Annotated in this window: 18 protein-coding genes and 1 tRNA gene; 10 read left to right on the top strand and 9 right to left on the bottom strand. The window is 70.0% G+C overall.

Annotated features, from left to right (window positions below; all coding sequences use genetic code 11):
- The first annotated feature begins 45 nt into the window (after window positions 1-45).
- Entirely contained in the window at window positions 46-816 is a 771-nt protein-coding gene (locus ACRXBZ_RS21350; protein ID WP_433880593.1) for a siderophore-interacting protein, read from the top strand.
- Window positions 817-1481: 665 nt separating this feature from the next.
- On the opposite strand, the gene ACRXBZ_RS21345 is transcribed toward ACRXBZ_RS21350, so the two are convergent.
- On the bottom strand, window positions 1482-1952 hold the full coding sequence (locus tag ACRXBZ_RS21345; protein ID WP_433880592.1) for a GatB/YqeY domain-containing protein: 471 nt from the start codon (window positions 1950-1952) through the stop codon (window positions 1482-1484).
- Between the two features lie 115 nt (window positions 1953-2067).
- Between ACRXBZ_RS21345 and ACRXBZ_RS21340 the strand changes: the two genes are divergently transcribed.
- The 4 genes from ACRXBZ_RS21340 to ACRXBZ_RS21325 all read left to right on the top strand — a co-directional run bounded on the left by ACRXBZ_RS21340 (window position 2068) and on the right by ACRXBZ_RS21325 (window position 5325).
- Window positions 2068-3030 carry a metallophosphoesterase gene (locus ACRXBZ_RS21340; protein WP_433880591.1) on the top strand — a complete coding sequence of 321 codons (963 nt, stop codon included), beginning with the start codon at window positions 2068-2070 and terminating at the stop codon, window positions 3028-3030.
- Between the two features lie 51 nt (window positions 3031-3081).
- A tRNA-Pro gene (locus tag ACRXBZ_RS21335) sits at window positions 3082-3155 on the top strand.
- Window positions 3156-3169: 14 nt separating this feature from the next.
- Entirely contained in the window at window positions 3170-3493 is a 324-nt protein-coding gene (locus ACRXBZ_RS21330) for a hypothetical protein (protein WP_433880590.1), read from the top strand.
- Window positions 3490-5325, top strand: coding sequence for a S9 family peptidase (locus ACRXBZ_RS21325; protein ID WP_433880589.1), 1836 nt, complete (start codon window positions 3490-3492; stop codon window positions 5323-5325). The genes ACRXBZ_RS21330 and ACRXBZ_RS21325 overlap by 4 nt, the downstream gene beginning before the upstream one ends.
- 138 nt (window positions 5326-5463) lie before the next feature.
- On the opposite strand, the gene ACRXBZ_RS21320 is transcribed toward ACRXBZ_RS21325, so the two are convergent.
- Genes ACRXBZ_RS21320 through ACRXBZ_RS21310 form a run of 3 tightly spaced genes read right to left on the bottom strand, consistent with a single transcriptional unit; the run spans window position 5464 to window position 7027 of the window.
- The gene (locus tag ACRXBZ_RS21320) at window positions 5464-5952 is read right to left on the bottom strand and encodes a DUF1059 domain-containing protein (RefSeq protein WP_433880588.1); all 489 of its coding nucleotides are present in this window, start codon (window positions 5950-5952) and stop codon (window positions 5464-5466) included.
- Complete coding sequence (locus ACRXBZ_RS21315; RefSeq protein ID WP_433880587.1) at window positions 5937-6626, bottom strand: class I SAM-dependent methyltransferase; 690 nt, start codon at window positions 6624-6626, stop codon at window positions 5937-5939. Before ACRXBZ_RS21315 ends, ACRXBZ_RS21320 begins: the two co-directional genes overlap by 16 nt.
- Window positions 6581-7027, bottom strand: a complete 447-nt coding sequence (locus tag ACRXBZ_RS21310; RefSeq protein ID WP_433884155.1) for a hypothetical protein — start codon at window positions 7025-7027, stop codon at window positions 6581-6583. Before ACRXBZ_RS21310 ends, ACRXBZ_RS21315 begins: the two co-directional genes overlap by 46 nt.
- Here ACRXBZ_RS21310 and ACRXBZ_RS21305 point away from each other — a divergent pair.
- Together ACRXBZ_RS21305 and ACRXBZ_RS21300 are read left to right on the top strand one after the other, a co-directional pair.
- The gene (locus ACRXBZ_RS21305; RefSeq protein ID WP_433883935.1) at window positions 6956-7504 is read left to right on the top strand and encodes a hypothetical protein; all 549 of its coding nucleotides are present in this window, start codon (window positions 6956-6958) and stop codon (window positions 7502-7504) included. The genes ACRXBZ_RS21310 and ACRXBZ_RS21305 overlap by 72 nt on opposite strands.
- Entirely contained in the window at window positions 7492-8565 is a 1074-nt protein-coding gene (locus tag ACRXBZ_RS21300; RefSeq protein WP_433880586.1) for an NADH:flavin oxidoreductase/NADH oxidase, read from the top strand. Before ACRXBZ_RS21305 ends, ACRXBZ_RS21300 begins: the two co-directional genes overlap by 13 nt.
- 333 nt (window positions 8566-8898) lie before the next feature.
- Here ACRXBZ_RS21300 and ACRXBZ_RS21295 read toward each other — a convergent pair whose 3' ends face one another.
- The 5 genes from ACRXBZ_RS21295 to ACRXBZ_RS21275 form a co-directional block, all read right to left on the bottom strand.
- Window positions 8899-9036: a hypothetical protein gene (locus ACRXBZ_RS21295; protein ID WP_433880585.1), complete on the bottom strand. Its 138-nt coding sequence runs from the start codon at window positions 9034-9036 to the stop codon at window positions 8899-8901.
- Between the two features lie 91 nt (window positions 9037-9127).
- The gene (locus ACRXBZ_RS21290; protein WP_433880584.1) at window positions 9128-9628 is read right to left on the bottom strand and encodes a Dps family protein; all 501 of its coding nucleotides are present in this window, start codon (window positions 9626-9628) and stop codon (window positions 9128-9130) included.
- 228 nt (window positions 9629-9856) lie between these two features.
- Entirely contained in the window at window positions 9857-10411 is a 555-nt protein-coding gene (locus tag ACRXBZ_RS21285) for an NADPH-dependent FMN reductase (RefSeq protein ID WP_433880583.1), read from the bottom strand.
- Window positions 10412-10836: 425 nt separating this feature from the next.
- On the bottom strand, window positions 10837-13290 hold the full coding sequence (locus ACRXBZ_RS21280) for a LuxR C-terminal-related transcriptional regulator (RefSeq protein ID WP_433880582.1): 2454 nt from the start codon (window positions 13288-13290) through the stop codon (window positions 10837-10839).
- A 23-nt stretch (window positions 13291-13313) separates the two neighbouring features.
- The gene (locus ACRXBZ_RS21275; RefSeq protein ID WP_433880581.1) at window positions 13314-14675 is read right to left on the bottom strand and encodes an Hsp70 family protein; all 1362 of its coding nucleotides are present in this window, start codon (window positions 14673-14675) and stop codon (window positions 13314-13316) included.
- 284 nt (window positions 14676-14959) lie between these two features.
- On the opposite strand from ACRXBZ_RS21275, the gene ACRXBZ_RS21270 reads away from it, so the two are divergent.
- The 3 genes from ACRXBZ_RS21270 to ACRXBZ_RS21260 all read left to right on the top strand — a co-directional run bounded on the left by ACRXBZ_RS21270 (window position 14960) and on the right by ACRXBZ_RS21260 (window position 19718).
- Window positions 14960-16129 (top strand): IniB N-terminal domain-containing protein, encoded by a 1170-nt coding sequence (locus tag ACRXBZ_RS21270; RefSeq protein WP_433880580.1) that lies wholly within the window; start codon window positions 14960-14962, stop codon window positions 16127-16129.
- A 206-nt stretch (window positions 16130-16335) separates the two neighbouring features.
- A complete protein-coding gene (locus ACRXBZ_RS21265) occupies window positions 16336-18111 on the top strand; it encodes a dynamin family protein (RefSeq protein ID WP_433880579.1) in 1776 nt (591 codons plus the stop codon).
- Window positions 18108-19718 (top strand): dynamin family protein, encoded by a 1611-nt coding sequence (locus ACRXBZ_RS21260; protein WP_433880578.1) that lies wholly within the window; start codon window positions 18108-18110, stop codon window positions 19716-19718. Before ACRXBZ_RS21265 ends, ACRXBZ_RS21260 begins: the two co-directional genes overlap by 4 nt.
- Window positions 19719-19898: the final 180 nt, after the last annotated feature.

The raw sequence follows: 19898 nt of genomic DNA, 5'->3' as shown, positions 1-19898 counted from the left end.
GGTCGAGTCGGCGGTTCTTAGACTCGGGGCGTGACGAACACGCAGGTGAGCACCAGGCGCGCGCGATCCCGCTACCGGTTGCTGGAGGTGCGGGCGACCGAGCGAGTCACGCCCCGGATGGTGCGCGTCACGCTCGGCGGCTCGGAGCTCTCGGACTTCGTCAGCAACGGCAGCGACCAGCGGATCAAGCTGTGCCTGCCGCAGCCCGGCCAGCCGATGCCGCTGGGCCGGACCCGCGCCGAAGTGTTCGCGCTGCCACGCGAGCAGCAGCCGCGGCAGCGCACCTACACGGTCCGCTGGTTCGACCCGCAGCGGCAGGAGCTGGCGATCGACTTCGTCGTGCACGACCACGACGGCCCGGGAAGCACCTGGGCGGCGCAGGCCGCGCCCGGCGAGCAGATCGTCACCGTCGGTCCCAGCCCGGCGTACCAGCCGCAGCCGGACGCCGACCCGCTGGTGTTGGTCGGGGACGAGACGGCGCTGCCGGCCATCACGGCGATCCTGGCGGAGCTGCCCGCGGCGGCCCGCGTGCAGGTGTTCGCCGAGGTCGCCGACGCCGCGGAGGAGCAGGCGCTCCCCTCCGACGCCGAGGTGGCCTGGCACTGGCTGCACCGCGACGGCGTCCCGGCGGGCGAAAGCGCGCTGCTCGTGGACGCGCTGCGGTCGGCCGAGCTCGGCCCGAACCCGCACCTGTGGATCGGCGCGGAGGCCGATGTGGTCCATCAGCTCCGCGAGCACTGCCAGCAGGAATTAGGCCTGGAACGGCGTCGCCTCTACGCCCTCGCCTACTGGCGCCGCAACGCCGCAGGCGAATAGAAGCCGTTTCCAGGCTCGTTTGGCGGTGCGGGATCCCCGGTTTGTGCAAGACCAATACGCGGCTTCGGGGACATGGTGGACTGGTGGCCCCGGAGGAAGCGGAGGCGCTCCGCCAAGGCGCTCAGGCGCCCCGCCGACTCGGCCGCCCGCGCATCGACGGCGCGGTCGGCCCGGTCGACGTCCACCAGGCCAGTGCCAGCAGGAGCGCACCGCAGATCGGGAAGTCCTCCGGGTGCGGTGACGTCTTCGGAAGGGGGCGGCGAGCATCGCGGTCAGGGCGTGCGGGAGTTCCTCGGGGAGGTCGAGCCGCCCGTGCTGGGTGTAGGCGATCACCGCGACGGCCGGGTTCTCCAGGACCCACGGCAGTAGGCCGCGCGGGTCGGCGCGCAAGTTTCGCGGCCGGTCGGCGGCCCGTCACCACAGGCGCAGGCCCGTGCCGGCGGCGCCGCGGGCGAGCGAGATCTCCGATTAGCTTTCGTTCTCCGTTTGAAGCGCCGGAGGCGCTTAGCCCACCCTCGCAACCGGCACGCCGCCGGATCTCAGACCGTGTCCACCCCGTCGGGCTCTTGGCGAGGCCAGTCCCCACGCCCGCGTTCGCTGCGGGCTGGTATGGCGCCCCGAAAAAACCCACGACCCCGTGACCAGCGAGAACAAGACCTCGGGTGTCAGTCGGCGAGTTCGGCCTTGACCAGGGCTGCGACCTTGCCGCCTTCGGCGCGGCCCGCCACCTTGGCGTTGGCCGCCTTCATGACCTGGCCCATCTGCTTCATGCCCGGCCGCTCGCCGAGTTCGCCCTCGACCTCCGCGACGGCGTCCCTGACGAGCTGCGCCAACTCGTCGTCGCCCAGCGGCTTCGGCAGGTAACGCCGCAGGATCTCCGCCTCGTCAAGCTCGGCGTCGGCCTGCTCCGCGCGCCCGGCCCCGCGGAACGCCTCCGCGGCCTCGTCCCGCTTCTTGGCCTCCTTGTTCAGCACGCGCTGCACCTCTTCGTCGGTGAGCTCGCGTGCCTGCTTGCCGGCGACCTCCTCCTTGCTGACGGCGGCCAGCGCCATCCGCAGGACCCCGGTGACGGTGGTGTCGCGTTGCTTCATCGCGGCGGAAAGGTCCGCGCGCAGCTTGTCCTTGAGCTCGGCCATGCGGCGATTATCCCGCTACCAGCGCGCCGGCCGGCCACGACCTCGATCTCCGGGTCGGCACCGTCGGTAACGGGCCGTCGGTCGCCGGAGGCGGTGTCGTCGTAGGGTTGGTGGGGTGAACAAGTTCGGGCGGATTCTGCTCAGCACGGGCGCTCTCGGCGCCGCCGCGGTCGCCTACTCGGCCGCGATCGAACGTCGCCACTGGACGCTGCGTCAGGCGACGCTGCCGGTGCTCGCCGAGGACGCGGCACCGCTTCGCGTGCTGCACATCTCCGACCTGCACATGACCCCGAACCAGCGGTCCAAGCAGCGGTGGGTGGCCGCCCTCGCCGAGCTGGACCCGGATCTGGTGGTCAACACCGGCGACAACCTGGCGCACCCGAAGGCGGTGCCCGTGGTGCTGCGTGCGATGGGACCGCTGCTGGACCGGCCGGGCATCTTCGTCTTCGGCAGCAACGACTACTACGGGCCGACCGCGAAGAACCCGGCCCGCTACCTGCTGCCGTCGCGGAAGGCCAAGCGCATCCACGGGGAACCGCTGCCGTGGCGCGACCTGCGGGCGGCGATGACCGAGCGCGGTTGGCTGGACGCGACGCACCGGCGGCACGAGATCGAGGTCGCCGGGATGCGGATCCACCTGGCCGGGCTCGACGACCCGCACCTGCACCTGGACCGCTACGACCTGATCGGCGGGCCCGCGCCCGCCGACGTCCAGCTGCGCCTGGGCGTGACGCACTCCCCCGAGCCGCGGGTGCTCGACTCGTTCGCCGAGGACGGCTACGACCTGGTGCTGGCCGGTCACACCCACGGCGGGCAGCTGCGGCTGCCCGGCTACGGGGCGCTGGTGACCAACTGCGAGCTGGACCGGTCGCGGGCGCGCGGCGCGTCCACCTGGGGCGAGCGCATGCACCTGCACGTGTCGGCCGGGCTGGGCACCTCGCCGTACGCGCCGGTGCGTTTCGCCTGCCCGCCGGAGGCCACCCTGCTGACCTTGCTCCCGAGGTCCGAAAAACCGACATCTACCAGCGAAAACACCCATAAGAGGACCCCGTTCGGGGCAGGTGAGAGCGTCCGCTAGACTATGATCCAGCGGTTGGACGAGCACCCGAGATGTTCACCGCTGGAAGATCGGGGTGTGGCGCAGCTTGGGAGCGCGCTTCGTTCGGGTCGAAGAGGTCGTGGGTTCAAATCCCGCCACCCCGACGCAGAAAGTGGCCTTGGCCGGAGTATTCGGCCAAGGCCACTTTCGTTTCTCCAGGCTGGTTCTGCTCTACGGCAACACCAAGCTGTCCGAGCGCACGGCCGGCGATCTCCTGATGGCCCCGGAGGTCGCGGTGGTGCACGTGCGGGCCGTGGAGTTCGACTGCTTCCCTGTTCGAGATGCGTCGCTGACGCCGACCTGGGGGTGCGCAATTTCGCGAGAAATTGGCATTCACCCGGGTGACGGTCAATTTCTCGCGAAATCGCGTCGCTTCAGTCAGACGGGTGATGGTGCACCTGCTCCGCAGGTGGCTCAGTCATCGGGCAGTATCGACGCGTGAGCACCTACCCCGAAGCGCAGATCCCCGAGAAGCTGTTCGACGACCCGGATCGCGAGGCCCGCTGGCGGGCCCGGTTCAGCGCGCCCCGCGTGTCGCTGCCGGACTGGGCGCGGGACGCGGCGCAACGCAGCCTGTACGTGTCGAACGTCAGCGGTACCTGGGAGATCTACGCATGGGACCGCGACTCCGACGAGCATCGCCAGATCACTGACCGTCCACAGGGGACGTTCCACGGCACGTTGTCCGCGGACGGCGAGCAGGTCTGGTGGTTCGACGACACCGACGGCGACGAGTTCGGCAGCTGGGTGGTCGAGCCGTTCGCCTCCGGTGAGACCCGGCCGGGTCTGCCGGACACCCACCCCGGGTACCCGGCGGGCCTGGAGCTCGGGTCGTCGGTGATCGGCGTGGGGATGTCCACCGACGACGGCGTGACGGTGTGGGTGGCGCGCGACGGCGGCCGTCCGGAGGTGCTCTACCAGCACGAGCAGGACGGCGGGTTGTCCGCCATGTCCTGGGACGAGTCGATGGTGGTGATCTCGCACTCCGAGCACGGCGACAGCCGCCACCCCGCGCTGCGGGTGCTGCGCGTCGACGGCTCCGAGGTCGCCGAGAAGTGGGACGGCCCTGGCAAGGGCCTGGACGCGCTGGCGTTCGCGCCGGTCACCGGCGACCCCCGGCTGCTGGTGCTGCACGAGCGGCGCGGCAAGGAGGAGCTGCTGATCTGGGACGTGGCTGCGGACACCGAGAGCGAGATCAAGCTCGACCTGCCCGGTGAGGTCTCCGCCGACTGGTACCCGGACGGCAAGGCGCTGCTGATCGCGCACACCCACCACGCGCGGACCACGATGCACCGCTACGACCTCGCGGAAGAGACCCTCACCGAACTGGCGACCCCGCCGGGCACGGTGGCGGGCGCGTCGGTGCGCCCGGACCACTCGGTGGAGTACGTGTGGTCGTCGGCGGCGACGCCTTCGCTGGTGCGGACGGTTTCGCGCGACGGTGAGGACCGGGTCCTGCTGACGCCGCCCGGCGACCGCGCGCCAGGTTCGGAGGCCGTCAACGACGTGTTCGTCGAGGTCCCGTACGGGCCGAACGAGACGGCGCACGCGCTGGTGGCGCGCCCGGCTGACGCCGGGGAAGGGCCGTTGCCGACGGTGTTCAACCTGCACGGCGGGCCGCACGCGGCCGACGAGGACCGGTTCTCCGCCTACAGGGCGGCTTGGCTGGACGCCGGGTTCGCCGTGGTGGAGATCAACTACCGGGGTTCGACCGGGTACGGCTCGGCGTGGCGGGACGCCATCGAGGGCCGGCCGGGCCTGACGGAGTTGGCCGACGTCGCGCGGGTGCACGACTGGGCGATCGAGGCGGGGCTGACCACGCCGGCGTTGAGCGTCGTCGCGGGTGCGTCGTGGGGCGGCTACCTGACGCTGCTGGCGTTGGGGACGCAGCCGGAGCGCTGGGCCGGCGGCGTCGCCGGCGTGCCGGTGGCCGACTACGTCTCGGCGTACGCCGACGAGATGGAGCCGCTGCGGGCCTACGACCGGGCGCTTTTCGGCGGCTCGCCGGAAGACGTGCCGGAGGTCTACCGGAAGGCTTCGCCGATCACCTACGTGGACGAGGTGCGGGCGCCGGTGCTGGTGCTGGCCGGGGACAACGACCCGCGCTGCCCGATCCAGCAGATCCTGAACTACCTGGACCGGTTGGGGCCGCGGGAGATCCCGTTCGAGTTCTACCGCTACGACGCGGGCCACGGCTCGCTGGTGGTGGCGGAAACTCTCCGCCAGGTCGCGGCGGAGATCCACTTCGCCCGCCGCGCCGTCGGCATCGGCTGATCCTGGATAAGACTCCGCAATGCGGAACCCAAGTTCCAGGTAGCACAATTTCAATGGAAATCAGAGGTCCGATTTCCATTGAAATTGCACAAAATGAACTTGGGTTCCGCAATGCGGAATTGGGGTCTGCTGTCCGGGTCACAGGGTTTCGGCTCGGACCACGTCGAGGTTGTGGAAGGTCGGTTCCTCGTCGCAGAGGGCGCGCATCTTGCGGGAGATCTCGTCGGTCTCCGGGAGCCGAGAATTTCGCATCGCCTCGTCGTAAGACGGGAACTCGACGAACTCGTAGTAGCTCCCCGGGTACTCGTGGTCCCGGGCCAGCACCGCTCGCTTCGCGGTGCGCTTGCCTCCGGTGGCTTCAGCCCAGTCGTCCATCAGCTTGTTCAGCTCGGCCCCCTTGCCGGTCTTGAACTCGATGAGCTGCACGAAGCTCACGCCGTCGGCGGCCTGCTCGTCAACCAGCAGCTCGCGGATCTGGTCCCGCAGTCCGGGGGTGTCCTCGTGCTGGTGCACCGACACCGCGTGCTCGGTGGCGGCGCGCAGGACCTCTTCTTCCTCGCCGATGATGGTGAGCGAGCAGTTGACCTCGCTCGGGTACTTGCGGCAGTCCGCTACCTTCCTGGCCACATCGGGTCTCCTGTCCTACGAATCGGGTTGCGCAACCACCCCAGTTCGCGCTCGTACTGGGGGTCGGGGTGGGTGGCGACGCCCTGCACCAGCGGCGCGCGCACGTGCGCGGACGGCCAGTACCAATCGGCGCGGCGCACCACCAGGCCGGCGCGTTGCAGTTGCACCAGCACCTCGACGTTGAGACGGCAGCGGCGGCAGCCGTGCAGCATCTCCTGGGCCCGGTCCTGCGCCTCGCCGACGACGCCGGGCGCCCGGGTGTGCTCGAGGAACAGCAGTTGGCCGATCGGCCGCAGCACCCGGCCGATCTCGGTCAGCGCCGATTCCGGTTTTCCCGTACTGCACAGGGAGAACCGGCAGACCACCACGTCGAAGGCGCGGTCCGGGAACGGCAGGCTCGCCGGGTCTCCGTCGATGAATTCGGTGGGCAAGTCGGGACGTTCGCCGCGCAGGTCGGGTTTCGCGTCGAGCATCGCGAGGTAGGAGACGTGGTGGTAGGCCAGCAGGTCTTCGAGACGGAACGCCCCGATGTCCAGCACCCGCCCGGCGGCCCGCTTCCGGGCCAGCACCCGGAACCGCTCCAGCATCTCGATGGGCGGCGACACCCCGGCGCGCTTGTAGTGACACGTCACGGTGGTGGCTGAGCGGACGGCGTGGACATCGTCCGACGGCATGCCAGCAGCATGGGCACGGCGCGGCGGCTGACGCCAGGGGCTTCCGACCCCGGCGACCGGTCCGATCCGGTAGCGATCCCGGCTGGCGGATGCTCGAAGTCGCAGGAATCGAGGAGGTCGTTTCGCGCAATATCGAAGAGAGGGGTGGCGATGGGCGTCAACCGACGGGGATCCCTCGTCTCGATCGCGCTCCGCGGCTCGCGTTGGGCAGCGGCATGGTCGTCGGCACCAACAGGGTCGTCGCGCATGCGCAGCAGTCGTCCGGGTTGACCGTGCGCGGCGACGAGTTCCTGCTCGACGGCGAACCGTTCGAGATCATCGCCGGCGAGATGCACTACTTCCGCACCCACCCCGAACACGGGCGGGACCGGCTCGCCCGGATGCGCGCGCTCGGTCGGCATCCAGGTACAGCCGGGCGGCCCGGTCAAGGAAGTTCACCGGCACGCCCGCGACGCCCAGCTCCGGCTGCTCGCCGACACCCTCGACGACTGCACGGACCGGACCGAGGCGCTGCGCGCGCTGTGGCGCTGGCTCAGCGACCCGGCGCACCAAAACGTGATCCGGTTCTTCTTCGAGAGCTATGCGCGTTCGCTGCACGCCCGCGGCGGCGCGTGGGACGGCTTCGGCGAGACGAGCGTCCGCGAATGGCTGTCCCGGCTCCGGTAGGCCCTCGGCGGCTCGGATGCCGAGGCGACGCTGGCGCTCGCGGCGCTGCGCGGCCTGCTGCTCGACCTGCTCGCCACCGGCGACACCGCCCGCGTCGCGGCCGCCTTCGAGGAGCTGCTGGACAAGCTCTGAGGCGCGCCGGGAGCCCGCATTGTGAGATGGACGGTTCGTGGGAATACCTCGTTCCGCCGCAGCGTCAATGCCGCTCGTGAGCCATCTTTTCGAACCGATCAAGCTGCGCGACGTCGTCATCCGGAACCGCGTGTGGGTCTCGCCGATGTGCCAGTACTCGGCCACCGACGGCGTGCCCGACGACTGGCACCTGGTGCACCTCGGCCAGTTCGCCACCGGCGGCGCCGGGCTGATCATCAGCGAGGCGACCGCGGTGGTCCCGGAAGGCCGGATCAGCCCGCAGGACACCGGGCTGTGGAACGACGAGCAGGTCGCGGCGTGGCGGCGCATCAACGACTTCCTGCACGCGCAGGGCGCGGCGACCGGGGTGCAGCTCGCGCACGCCGGCCGCAAGGCGTCGACGACCCCGCCGTGGGAGGGCGGCCAGTCGGTGTCGCCGTCCGAGGGAGGTTGGCAGACGGTCAGTTCGACCGGCAACGCCTTCGGCACCCAGGCGGCGCCGCGCGCGCTGACCGAAGGCGAGATCGCCGAGCTGCCCGACCAGTTCGCGGCGGCGGTGCGCCGGGCGGAAGCGGCGGGCTTCGACGTCGTCGAGCTGCACTTCGCACACGGCTACCTGGCGCATCAGTTCTACTCCCCGCTGGTCAACGACCGGACCGACCGCTACGGCGGCGACTTCGACAACCGGGTGCGAGCCCTGCTGGAGATCACCGAGGCCGTGCGCTCGGCCTGGCCGGCCGACAAGCCGCTGATCGTCCGTCTCTCGGCGACCGACTGGGCCGACGGCGGCTGGACCGGAGACGACTCGGTGAAGCTGTCGGCGCTGCTGGCGGAGCGCGGGGTGGACCTCATCGACGTCTCGACGGGCGGCGCGGTGCCCAAGGCCGACATTCCGATCGGCGCTGGCTACCAGGTGCGCTTCGCCCGCCAGATCCGCGCGGAGGCGGACGTCCCGACGGCGGCGGTCGGCCTGATCACCTCGCCGGAGCAGGCGGAGGAGATCGTCGCGTCCGGCTCGGCGGACGCGGTGCTGCTCGGCCGCGAACTCCTCCGGGACCCGCACTGGCCGCTGCGAGCGGCAGACCGCCTGCACGCAGACAACATCTGGCCCAAGCAATACGAACGAGCCCGCCGCGCCTGACCCGTTGCGGGCGCCGGGAAGGCCAACGACCAAGCCGATCCGGGTGAATTTTTCGAGCTGAGGGGCACCCTCGGGCGGCACAACTGAGCCTGAAGAGGCGACACAACCACTCAAGGGTGCCCCTCACCTCGGACCGCAGCCGACGCTGGCGGACCTCCACCGGCTGCTCGACCAGTCCAGGGCGGCGGCCGGGAATCCGGTGATCCGCCACGACTTCGGGACGCCGCAGCGGCTTTCGACGGTGCTGGAGCAGGCCGCGTACCGCGTTGTGCAGGAGGCGCTCACCAATGTCCACAAGCACGCCGTCGCGGCCCGCGCCGAAGTCGAATTGCGCTACGGGGAAGCGGTTTTGGAGGTCAAGGTGATCAACGAGGTGCCGCCGAACCCGGTCGTGCCGCTGCCCGGCAGCGGCACGGGGCTCGTCGCCCGCGGGAACGCGTCGAGCTGCTCGAGGGCGAGTTCACGGCCCAACCGGCCTCGGAGGCGCGTCCTGGTGGTCGACGACGAGGCGCTGGTTCAGGACGAGTTCCCACCACGCCCGAAGGCACCCACGGGTCCGGCGCTACTCGGCGAGCTGGGCCTGCCACATCCAGTGCGACTTCTCCAGCTCCCGCGCGATGCCGATCAGCAGGTCCTGGGTCACCAGATCGGTCTTGTCGGTCTCGTCGATGCGTTCGCGGAGCCGACGGTTCAGCTCCGCCAACGTCGTCGTGATCGCCTCGACCACCTCGCGATCGCTGCGCCAGTTCGAGTCGAACTTCGGCACCCCGGAGCCGTCGGCAACCGTCGGGGCGCGCCCGTCCGGCGAGATGCCGATGGCGGCGGCGCGCTCCGCGACGTCGTCGGCGAAGCCGCGCGCGGTGGTGACCAGCTCGTCCAGGTGAAGGTGCACGTCGTGGAACAACCTGCCGACGACGTTCCAGTGCGCCTGCTTCGCCACCAGGTGCAGGTCGATCATGTCCACCAGCGTGCCCTGCAGCACTTTGCCGGTGATCTCCCGGTCCTGGTCGTCGCCCAGCGGGCTGGTGATCGGGGCCTTCTTCGAAGCGGTCTTCTGAGCCATGAGCGCTGCTACCTCCTCCAACGCGAGCAGACCCTTCGAGGGTGCGGCCCGTGAGGTACCCGCGCACTTCGAAGCGGTATGCAGGGCCGTGGGGATCTGTTGCGAGCGCCACACCGCTCAACCCACCTGCGCGGACGTCGTCCGGCGAGGGCAACGTCGAAGCCGCAGGTCTTGGACGCGCCCAGGCTTGCGTGCGTGGTTCCGCCACCCCCACCGCCAGGCAGGAGATCAGCCACGGTTGGCGAAGTCGACCACCTGGTGGCCGATGGCGCGGAGGACGTTCGCCACCTTCTCTTCTGCGCACTCGCCGCCGGACTCGAATTGCGTTTCGGCCGAGTTCACCGCTCCGCCGAGCGGCGTCGGCCAGCCTCGCAGGGCGTGCACCACCGAGCGGAGCGCCTGCAGCGTGGTGACCGTCGCCTGCCAGCCGTACGCGATGCCGATGCAACCCACCGCTCGCCCGTCCAGGTAAGGGCGGTCGTCGCCGCGCAGGTCTTCTGCGTAGTCCAGGGCGTTCTTGATCAGCCCGGAGATCGTGCCGTGGTAGCCCGGCGAGGCGAGGATGACGCCGTCCGCAGTGCGCAGGGCGTCCACCAGCTCCAGCGCGTTGTCGGTGCGTTCGGTCAGCTGCGGGTCGTAGAACGGCATCGACAGGCTGCTGCCCGTGATCGCGTGGACCTTCGCCCCCGCTTCACGCGCCCCGGCAAGCGCGGCGTTCAGGGCTCGCTCGGACTGCGAATCCGGCCGGACCGATCCGCCGATCCCCACCACGGTCACCGTCATGCACTGATCCTTTCACCCGGAGCTGCGCCTGTCGCCCCTCGCAGGACTCCACGCCACGCTACGACTTAGAGCTTGCTCGAGGTCAAAGCCGACCCGCCGTGTCCCGCACCATAGCTACCTGCGGGTAACCTCCGGCAGGACCTGTCGCCTTCCCGGGGAGGTCACGCCGATGTCGAAGGTCCTCGAACTGGTACAGCCGACGCTGGAGGCCGCCGCCCTCCGCGGCATCTTCTCGACCTGCCCACACCCCGCAGCCAGTGAGGCGAACGGACAGTGAACCTCACACCACGACAGCGTGAGAGCAGCAGGAAACGGATGAAGCGAACGGAACCTACACGCTCATAGACGGCACACCTTCCAGGTGAGTCCGTTGCGTTGACATAGCTGCTGGTATAGCTGCTCAAAAGGCGGACGGGCCCGTTTCGTCAGTGGCCGAGGAGTTCGCGGAGGCGGTTGAGGAGGTCTTCGCGGTTGGCGCAGCCGAGGCGTTGCTTTATGCGGCTTATGTGGTGCTCCACCGTCTTCGCCGAGATGAACAGGCGCTTGCCGACCTGCTTGTAGGTCAACCCGGCCAGCACCAGTTCCGCGACTTCCTTCTCCCGCTCGCTGAGCAGGTCGGTCTCCGCCGACATCGCGCCACGTACCGCACGCGGCCGCGGCGGCTTGCCTTGCAACGCCCGGGCGCATTCCAGCAGCGCGAGCATCGCGCGCCGATCCGCCGTGCGGATCGCCGCCTGCCCCGCCAGCCGCGCTCCGTCCCACGCCAGCCCGGCCGCGTGCAGCGCCCGCGCCGCCTGCTCCGCCTCGTCCTGGTCCACCTGCCCCGCTAGTATTCGCAGCCACACGCCGGCGGCATCGGCCATCGCCGCCGCCAGTGGGTTGTGGTGCGCCATGCCGCCTAGCTCCGCCGCAAGCTGCTGCGCTTCGTCCAGCTCCTCCAGCACGACCGCGGCCTGCAGGCGCTTCCAGGTGAGCATCGATGTCCACAGCGGAGGGTTGCCGAGCCGGTCCAGCAGCGCTCGCGCCTCCGCCAGGTACGGCGCGATCCAGTCCTGGTCCCGCAGCCGCGCCGTGGCAACCACGAGTTCTCCCAACGGCAGCAGGGCGAACAGGTCCACCGAGTGCTCGGCGACGGCCTGCCGGGCCCGACCGCGGGCGGCGGCCAGGGCCGCCGTGTCGTTGTCCCGGCTCGCGATGCCAGCCTCGATCGCGGTTGCCAGCAGCCGATCTCGCGCCGCCAGCTCGGCCACGGGGAGGTTCGCGCGGGCGGCCACCGTGTCGCCCCGCAACAGCGGCAACCACGCCGCCAGCAGCCGGTGCCGGTAGTGCAGCAGTGGGCCGCCGGAGCCGGAGCCGATCGCCTTGTCCAAGGTGGACTGGACGACGTCCAGTTCGCCGCAGTGCAGCGCGACCAGTGCGGCGACCGCCGCCGGGCTGTCCGGCACCAGGGCACCGCGCCCCACCGGCTCCGACAGCGATGCGGATCGCACCAATGTGGACAGTGCCGTCGCGGCCGATCCCACGACCGATTCCCGGACTCCGGCGGCGAGTTGCGCGGCGGCACCGGTCATCGACGTCGGCGGCCCGGCGTCGTCGGAGGAACGCAGCAGCTCCTCGGCGTCGCCCAACCGACCGGCTCCGATCAGGCCCACCGCGGCGAACGCCCGGTCTCCGGGCCAGCGCAAGCGCCCCACCGACCACCGGCACAGTTCCGCCGAGCGCTCGAGCAGCCCCCGGTGCGCCAGGACGCTCGCCGCGACCTGCACGCCGAGCTCCCTGTCCGGCACCGAATCATCGACGATCACCTGATCGGCCAGCCGCAGCGCTTCGTCCAGATCACCGGCCACCGCGGCGGCACGTGCCTGCCGCGCCGCCACCGAAGCCGGTGGAGTTCCGGCCGACACCGCAGCGGCGAGCAGCCGTCGCGCCAGGTGCGGCGCGGACTGCAAGGCCTCCTCGCCGGCTTTCTCGAACGCCGCCGCCAGGGTCGATTCCGGCAGCAACGCGATGTCTGCCCCGAGCAGCGGGCGGACCAGCGGCAGCACCGAACCGCCGCGCGCCAGCTGGATTTCGACGAGGCGACGGGTCACCCGCAGCCGCAGTTCCCACGGCGTCAGCCGCAGCGCGGCCGCCCGGGCGATCGGCAGCAGCACGTCATCAGCGCCGACCAATCCGCTGGCCCGGATCGCCAGCAGCGCGGAACCGACCGCCTCTGGAGTGAGTTCCAGCAGCGCGGCGAGCAGGTCGGGGTGCGGGGTCGCGCCGACCGCCATCGCCGTCACGCACTCCGAGCCGGCTCCGCCGAGCTGGTCCAGGTCGTGCTGGAACTGGTCGAGCGCGCGGGGCGGCAGCTCCGCCGTGCCCGGCTCGGCGGTCGCGAGCACCCTGCTCACGTAGCGCGGGACGCCCCCGGTCTGCGCGTGCAACCAGCCGATCCACTCCGGCGCCGCCCCTCCGGCTCGCGCCGCGATCTCCTCGCGCCCGAGCGCGGCGAGCAGCACCGGCGCGCCGAGGTCGCCGATCAGCTCCGCCAACGCCGCAGGTCGCGGCCCCGGCCGGTAGGCGAAGACCAATCGCGCCCCGGGCCGCCGAGCGATCTCGCGGAGCTCGCCGAGCACCATTGCGTCCAGCCGGTGGGCGTCGTCGACCAGCACGGCGCCTTCGTCGGCCCGGGCGAGCTCGTTCGCGCCGAACACCGCCACCCCAGCGTCGCGGTAGGTGCGCGCGAGCTGCTCCAGCAGCACCGTCTTTCCATATCCCCCGGCGCCCTGGATCCCGGCGACGAGCGACGCGGTCGGGTCTGCGGCGATCGCCGACCGCAGCCCGGCCGCGTGCCCGTCCGGCATCGGGGCGGGCCGGGAGGTCGTCGACTGGTTCACGCCTGGAGTCCTTGTCATCCGGGTCACTGGCGCATGTGTTGGATCGCGCCGAGCACGCCGCTGAAACCATTGGGCAGCAAGAAGGTGAGCAGCAGGCCGCCGATGATCAGTGCGGCTGCCATCGACAGCTTAATGATCTTGATCCGGCGGGCGCGATCCTCGTCCCGTGTTTCCACCGGCATCGGCTCCACCTCGACCGGCGGACGCGGCGCGGCAACCAATTCGGCGTCGAGGTCGAACGATTCGTCGGGGCCCTCGATGCGCATCAGCACGCTGGTCTCGGCCACCGAACCCTCGTCTGTGTCGGTCGACAGCACCTGCACCGCCGCCAGCGCCGCCCCGCCGGCCGCGGCCAATTCGGGCGCGACGTCGACCTGCGGCTGCAGCTTCAACCGCTCGGCCACCAGCTTCTTCAGCAGCGGGGTGCGCGAAGTTCCGCCCGCCAGCACCACGGAATCGAGGTCGTCCGGCGCCAGCGTTGCCGACTGCACAGCCTGCAAGATCAGCTCGGGCACCCGCTCCAGGTGCGGCCGGGCGAGCTGCTCGTACCGCGAGCGCGACAACGCGAATTCTGTTCGCACCCCTGGCAGTTCTACCCGCAGCTGCACGCCCGGCTGGTGCGACAGCGCTTCCTTTGCCCGAACGCACTCGGCACGCAGGTGCGCGAGGGCAGCCCGATGGTTGAGGTCGCCGAGGTCCAGCGTGTCCAGCCGGTCGCCGAATTCGGCGCGCACGACGGCGAAGATCTCGTCGTCCAGGTCCTGGCCGCTGGGGTGATCGGCGTTCAGCGGCGAGCCGACCACCTCGAACCCGGGCTCTCGCCGCCGCAGCACCGTCACGTCGAAGCCGCTGCCGCCGACGTTGGCGACGACGACCGGTTCGTGCTCGGAAACGTGTTGCTTGGCCGCGTAGTCCAGGGCGACCGCCATCGGTTCGGCCACCATCGTGACGTCCGTCAGCCCCAGCTGGACCAACGCCTGGTGGACGAGCCGGGTGCGATGCGGACCCCAGGTGGCGCTGTGCGCGATGGCGATGTGCTCGGCGGGATGCCCCTGCCGGTGCGCGACCGCGTCGGCCACCCACTCGATCATGGTGGCGGCCAGCCGCTGCGCCGGGATGAACTCGCTGCCCACCAATACCGGCAGGTCGTCGCCCAGCCGCGCGGTGAAGCCGCGCGTGACCCATTCGTGGTGGGCGATCTCCTGCCGCTGGGCCGCTTCCCCGGCCAGGAACGACCCGTCCTGCACCTTGCACAGCACCGTCGGCACCACCGGACCGGCCTCCAGCGGGACCGGCACGGCCGCCGCCCACCGGCTGCCGTCGCGGCGGGCGATGGCAGCCGTGGTCGCCGTGGCGCCCAGATGAATGCCCAGGACGTAAGGCATGCAATCCCTTCGTGTTACCGAATCGGCCACCAACGGGCGATGCCCGCGTGGTGCAGGGTGGACACAATTTAGCGTGCACGCGGTTACACACAGGTGTCGGACACCCCAAGCTACCCCCCAATGGATCACCTACCCGACCCCCTAATAGAGATCCTGATAACTAGGAGTCGTTCCCGATGGCCCGGGAGGCTCACGCCCCTACGGTGATCAACACAGGAGTGAGGGACCGCATGACCTCACTCGGACACCCATCCGAGTACCGCTGAGCATCGGGAGGCCCAACGATGGTGAACCCTCAGCACACGAGCGGTCATGCCGAGTCCTCCACCACCGGCCCCGGGAAGCACTCCACCACCGGCCAATCGGATGAGCCGACGCTGTACGAGTTCCTCACGCGCCTCGTCAGCGACCCGGCCGCCCGGTCGGCCTTCGACGCCGATCCGCAAGCCACGCTGGGTCAGGCCGGCCTCGGGGGCATGACCGCGACAGACGTACTCCAAGCCACGTCACTGGTTCTCGACTACGCGCCGGTCGAGGTCGTGGCGAAGTACGACCGCTCACTCCAGAGCAGCGTCGAGAAGTTCGCTGCGAGCACCCAGCACGTCGCGATCAACCAACTGCATCCCGCACATCCAATCGAGCAGGAAGAACTGACCATGCTGAAGCCCACCCCCGCCGACTACGGCAAGGACAACGACGTCGACGCCACCCTGCCGCCGGCCCCGGCTCCGTCGAACAAGGTCGATGTCGACGTCGAGAAGAACTACACGGACTCGTTCAACCTGATCAGCGTCCACGACGTCGCCAGCAACAACGACATCGCCAACGGCAACATCGTCGGCAGCATCGTGGGCAGCAACGTCACCCAGGCCAACGAGACCGCCACCCACGTCTTCGACACCAGCGTCGACCTGACCTCCGGTGCCGCCTCCATCGTCCACGGCGACGTGATCAACATCGTCGGCAACTCGACCAACGTCGACGTCCTGAACATCGCCAACGAGGCCCCGGTCGTCGGCGACATCACCGCCAACGTCACCCACGTGGTGGGCGACGTGACCGTTGGTGACGTCAACGCGATCGTTGCCAACGTCCCGGTCGCGGGCAACGTCGTCGGCGACGTCACCTCGATCGTTGCCACCGCCCCGGTCGTCGACGACGTGGTCGCCAACGTCGCCAGTGGCAACATCACCAACGTGGGCGGCGTCGTTAGCGACGCGACCAACGTCGTGGGCAACGTGCCGGTCGTCGGCGACGTGCCGGCTGGCGACGTCTCCGCCCTGCCGGTCGAGGACGTGACCTCCGGGCTGCCGGCTGGCGACGTCTCCGCCCTGCCGGTCGAGCACGCGACCTCTACCCTGTCGGCCCCGAGCGACCTGCCGGTCGTCGGTGGCGGCCTCGAGAGCGTGGCGCACACCGCCACCTCGGCCGCGCCGCTGGACCTGGGTCTCTGAGCCTGAACGCAGTGAGCGACTGAATGCCGGGATTCGCGACATAGCGGATCCCGGCATTCCGCGCATTCGATCCCCGAGTTACAGGCCTTTTGCACTTCCCGTACCCGTCGACGATGTGAGTTCAGCCGTTTGGGTTTCTCTATTCGCCGCAGCACGCGACAATCGACGCCGTGATCGAGACAGCGTTGGTGGAACTGATCGATCGCGTGACTGCGGAATGTGCCGAGCAGCAACGCGCCGATCTGCACGGTCGACTGCGGCAGATCCGCACCCGCGTGCTCGACCCGACGCAGCTCGTGCTGGTCGTCGGCGAGTCGAAGCAGGGCAAGAGCGCCCTGGTCAACGCGATCGTGAACGCGCCCGTGTGCGCCTCTGGCGACGACGTCACCACCGTCGTGCCCACCCTCGTCCGGCACTCCGACGAACCGAGCGCCCTGCTCATCGAGCACGAGCCGGCGCAGGGCCAGGCCGCCCTTGATCGTGTTCCGGTCCCCATCGAGCAGGTCAGCGAGCAGCTGGAACGCGCCCTCGCACACGGTCGCCCGGTCACCCGTAGCGAGATCGGCATCCCCCGCGCCGTGCTGCAGAACGGCCTCGCACTGATGGACACCCCCGGCGTCGGCAGCGTGTCCTCGTCGCTGACCTCCACCACGCTCGCCGTGGTCGCCGAAGCCGACGCGCTGCTGATGGTCTCCGACGCCACCCAGGAACTCACCACAAACGAGCTGGCGTTCCTCAAGCAGGCCACCGCGTTGTGCCCGAACGTCGCGCTCGTGCTGCCGAAGATCGACCGGACCCCGCACTGGCGGAAAGTCCTCGAGGTCAACCGGAAACACCTGGACAACGCCGGTATAGCGGCCAAGATCTTCCCGGTTTCGGCCAACATCCGGATGCGCGCGATGCAGGCCAAGAACACCAACCTCAACGCCGAATCCGGATTCCCGCCGCTGCTGGAATTTCTCAAGGAGATGGCCGGCAAGCACGAGAACCTGACCCGGCGCCTGGTGGCGCACAACGTCACCGAGGCGCTCACCCAGATCAACGACGCGCTGCGCACCGAACTCGCGGCGCAGAACCCGCGCACCGCGGCGGAAACCCTGGTCGAGCTGGAAACCGCGCAGCGCCGCGCCGAAGACCTCCGGCGCGTCTCGAGCCGCTGGCAGAAGGCGCTAAACGACGGCATCTCCGAGCTGTTCACCGACATCGAGTTCGACTTCCGGGAACGCAGCTGGGCGGTGCTGCACCAGGTCAACGAGGCCTTCGAGACCGCGGATCCCCTCGAGGTCTGGGATGAATTCCTGGACTGGCTCTCCGCCCGGCTCACCGACGCGATCGTCGAAACCTTCGAGTGGATGGAGCTGCGCCAGGCCCGGCTGGCCGAGCACGTCGCCGACGAGATGCTGGCCGAGCACGGCGGGGCCATCCCCGAGCTGGAGCGGCTCACCCGACCGGACCCGCTGGAGGAGGTGCCCGAGCCGAAGCTGCCGCGCGGCTCCGAGTACAAGCGTTTCGACCAGTTCCTCACCGGCTTGCGCGGGTCCTACGGCGGGGTGCTGATGTTCGGCATGCTAACCACGGCGGTGTTCGGCCTGGGCCTGATCAACGTGGTGTCCATCTCGGCGGGCGTGCTGCTGGGCCTCAAGAGCCTCGGCGAGGACAAGGACACGCGGTTGCGCCGCCGGCAGGTCGAAGCCAAGAGCGCCGTGCAGCGCTACGTCGAGCAGGTCGTCTTCCACGTGAACAGGGAGGCCAAGGCCGCCATCCGCGGCGTCCACCGGGGCCTGCACACGCACTACATGCGCATGACCGAGGATGCCCAGATGGAGATCAGCCGGGCCATCCAGGAGATCAAGCGATCCGCGGAGCGCAGCGCAGTCGACCGCGACCAGCGAGCCAGGGACATCCGGCAGAAGCTGGAGGAGATCGCGGTGCTGCAGCGGCGCGCCACGATGCTGACCCAGAACCGGATCACCGCGGCATGAGCGGCGATGCCCTGCTGGATCGCGCGCGAGCGCTGCTGATCCGCACCATGACGTTCTACCGGGACGATCCGCGCACCTCGACGTGGCTGCGCGGCCGGCTGGAACGGCTCGACCAGCCGCTGCGCATCGCCGTCGGCGGACGGGTGAAGGCGGGCAAGTCCACGCTGATCAACGCGCTGGTCGGTGCGGAGCTCGCGCCCACCGATGCCGAGGAGCGCACCCAGGTCAACACCTTCTACCAGTACGGGCCGGAACCGAAAATCCTGGTGCACACCCCGCACGGCGCGGTGCAGAACGTTCCCGTGTCCACTTTGGATGCCGCCACCATCCGCGACCTGCAGCACTGGCGACCGGACGAGGTGGCCCGGCTGGTAATCGAGGCACCGACGCCGGGCCTGCGGGCCATCACGCTGATCGAGACGCCCGGCGTCGCGTCCGCGGCGGTGCAGGAGACCGGGCGGTCGGCGCTCGCGCAGATCCTTTCCGAAGCCGACGCGGTGCTGTACCTGACGCGGTACCCGCGGCAGACCGACCTGCAATTCCTGCAGTCCGTCAACGAATTGCAGACCGCCCGGTGCGTGCCGATCAACACGATCGTCGCGTTCTCGCGCGCCGACGAGACCGGCAGCGGCGGACCGGAAGCGCTGCAAGCGGCCGAGCGGATCGCCGAGCGCTACCGCAACGACCCCACGCTGCGGTCCTTCGCCCAGCACCTCATCCCGGTGATCGGGCTGCTCGGGCAGGCCGTCGCGACGATGACCGACGAGGACTTCCTGGCGCTGGGCAACCTTTCCCGGCTGTCCCAGAGCGACCAGGACGAGCTGTTGCTGTCGGCGGACCGGTTCATCAACAGCGGCATGGAATCGACGCCGGGCCCCGTCCGGCAGCGGCTGCTCGAACGGTTCGGGCACTACGGCATCGAGCGGGCGCTGGCGTTGATGCGCAGCGGCGTGACGGAGCGGAAGAAGCTGCAGGCCGCGTTGCTCGACGAAAGCGGCCTGAACCTGCTGCAGGAAACCGTGCACCAGCAGTTCGTGGAGCGGCAGGACGCGTTGCGGGCGCGATCGGCGTTGCTGGCCGTCGACATGGTGTCGCGCGCCAATCCCCGGCCCGGCGTGCAGCAGTTGCGCGGCGAGTTCGAGCGACTGCTGGCAAACGCGCACGAGTGGAACGAGCTGCGGCTGCTGTCGGCGCTGGATTCCGGTCAGGTGCGGTTCGCCCGCCCGCTCCAGGCGGAAGCGAAGCGGCTGCTGGGAGCGCTCGGCAATGCGCCGCACGCGCGGCTCGGCCTGGACGAGACGGCGTTGGCGGTGGACCTGGCCGATGAGACGGTGGCAGCGTTGGCGCGCTGGCGGGAGCAGTCGGTGAACCCGCTGCACGACCGGCAGCACCGCGAAGCGGTCCGCACGGTCCTGCGCAGCTGCGAACGCCTGATCATCGACCAAGTCCACGGCCCGCAGCAGCAAACGCCCCAGCGCCAACCGAATCCGCAACACCAGCAGGACTCGCAGCGCCACCAGCAAGGCCCGCAGCACCAGCAGGGCCACCCGGCCGCGCAGCGCCCGCATCCGCCCCAGAACGCCTCGGGCGCCCACTCGCGTGACTGACGAGAGATCCGCTACCTCGGAGGAGGTGGGTGTCGAGCGGAAACGAAGACTTCCACGTCGCCCGCGCCTTGCACCACCACGCAAACCAGCCCGAAAACCGCAGCTATAGAGGCTGTTTGGGGAACTCGTTGTGCGGCGGTGGTTTACGTGCGCGCTGCTGCTGTGCAGCGAACGGCCTGT

Source organism: Saccharopolyspora hattusasensis, assembly GCF_050972075.1.
GTDB lineage: Bacteria > Actinomycetota > Actinomycetes > Mycobacteriales > Pseudonocardiaceae > Saccharopolyspora > Saccharopolyspora hattusasensis.
Note: the sequence above shows the minus strand (reverse complement) of the source record. Positions and strands in the feature narration are given on the sequence as shown.

Coding starts and splice junctions, on each gene's coding strand:
- ACRXBZ_RS21345 (WP_433880592.1), bottom strand. CDS start 1,952: ATGGCCGAGCTCAAGGACAAGCTGCGCGCGGACCTTTCCGCCGCGATG.
- ACRXBZ_RS21315 (WP_433880587.1), bottom strand. CDS start 6,626: ATGCCGTCGGACGATGTCCACGCCGTCCGCTCAGCCACCACCGTGACG.
- ACRXBZ_RS21305 (WP_433883935.1), top strand. CDS start 6,956: ATGCACTACTTCCGCACCCACCCCGAACACGGGCGGGACCGGCTCGCC.
- ACRXBZ_RS21310 (WP_433884155.1), bottom strand. CDS start 7,027: ATGCCGACCGAGCGCGCGCATCCGGGCGAGCCGGTCCCGCCCGTGTTC.
- ACRXBZ_RS21300 (WP_433880586.1), top strand. CDS start 7,492: ATGCCGCTCGTGAGCCATCTTTTCGAACCGATCAAGCTGCGCGACGTC.
- ACRXBZ_RS21290 (WP_433880584.1), bottom strand. CDS start 9,628: ATGGCTCAGAAGACCGCTTCGAAGAAGGCCCCGATCACCAGCCCGCTG.
- ACRXBZ_RS21285 (WP_433880583.1), bottom strand. CDS start 10,411: ATGACGGTGACCGTGGTGGGGATCGGCGGATCGGTCCGGCCGGATTCG.
- ACRXBZ_RS21275 (WP_433880581.1), bottom strand. CDS start 14,675: ATGCCTTACGTCCTGGGCATTCATCTGGGCGCCACGGCGACCACGGCT.
- ACRXBZ_RS21270 (WP_433880580.1), top strand. CDS start 14,960: ATGGTGAACCCTCAGCACACGAGCGGTCATGCCGAGTCCTCCACCACC.
- ACRXBZ_RS21260 (WP_433880578.1), top strand. CDS start 18,108: ATGAGCGGCGATGCCCTGCTGGATCGCGCGCGAGCGCTGCTGATCCGC.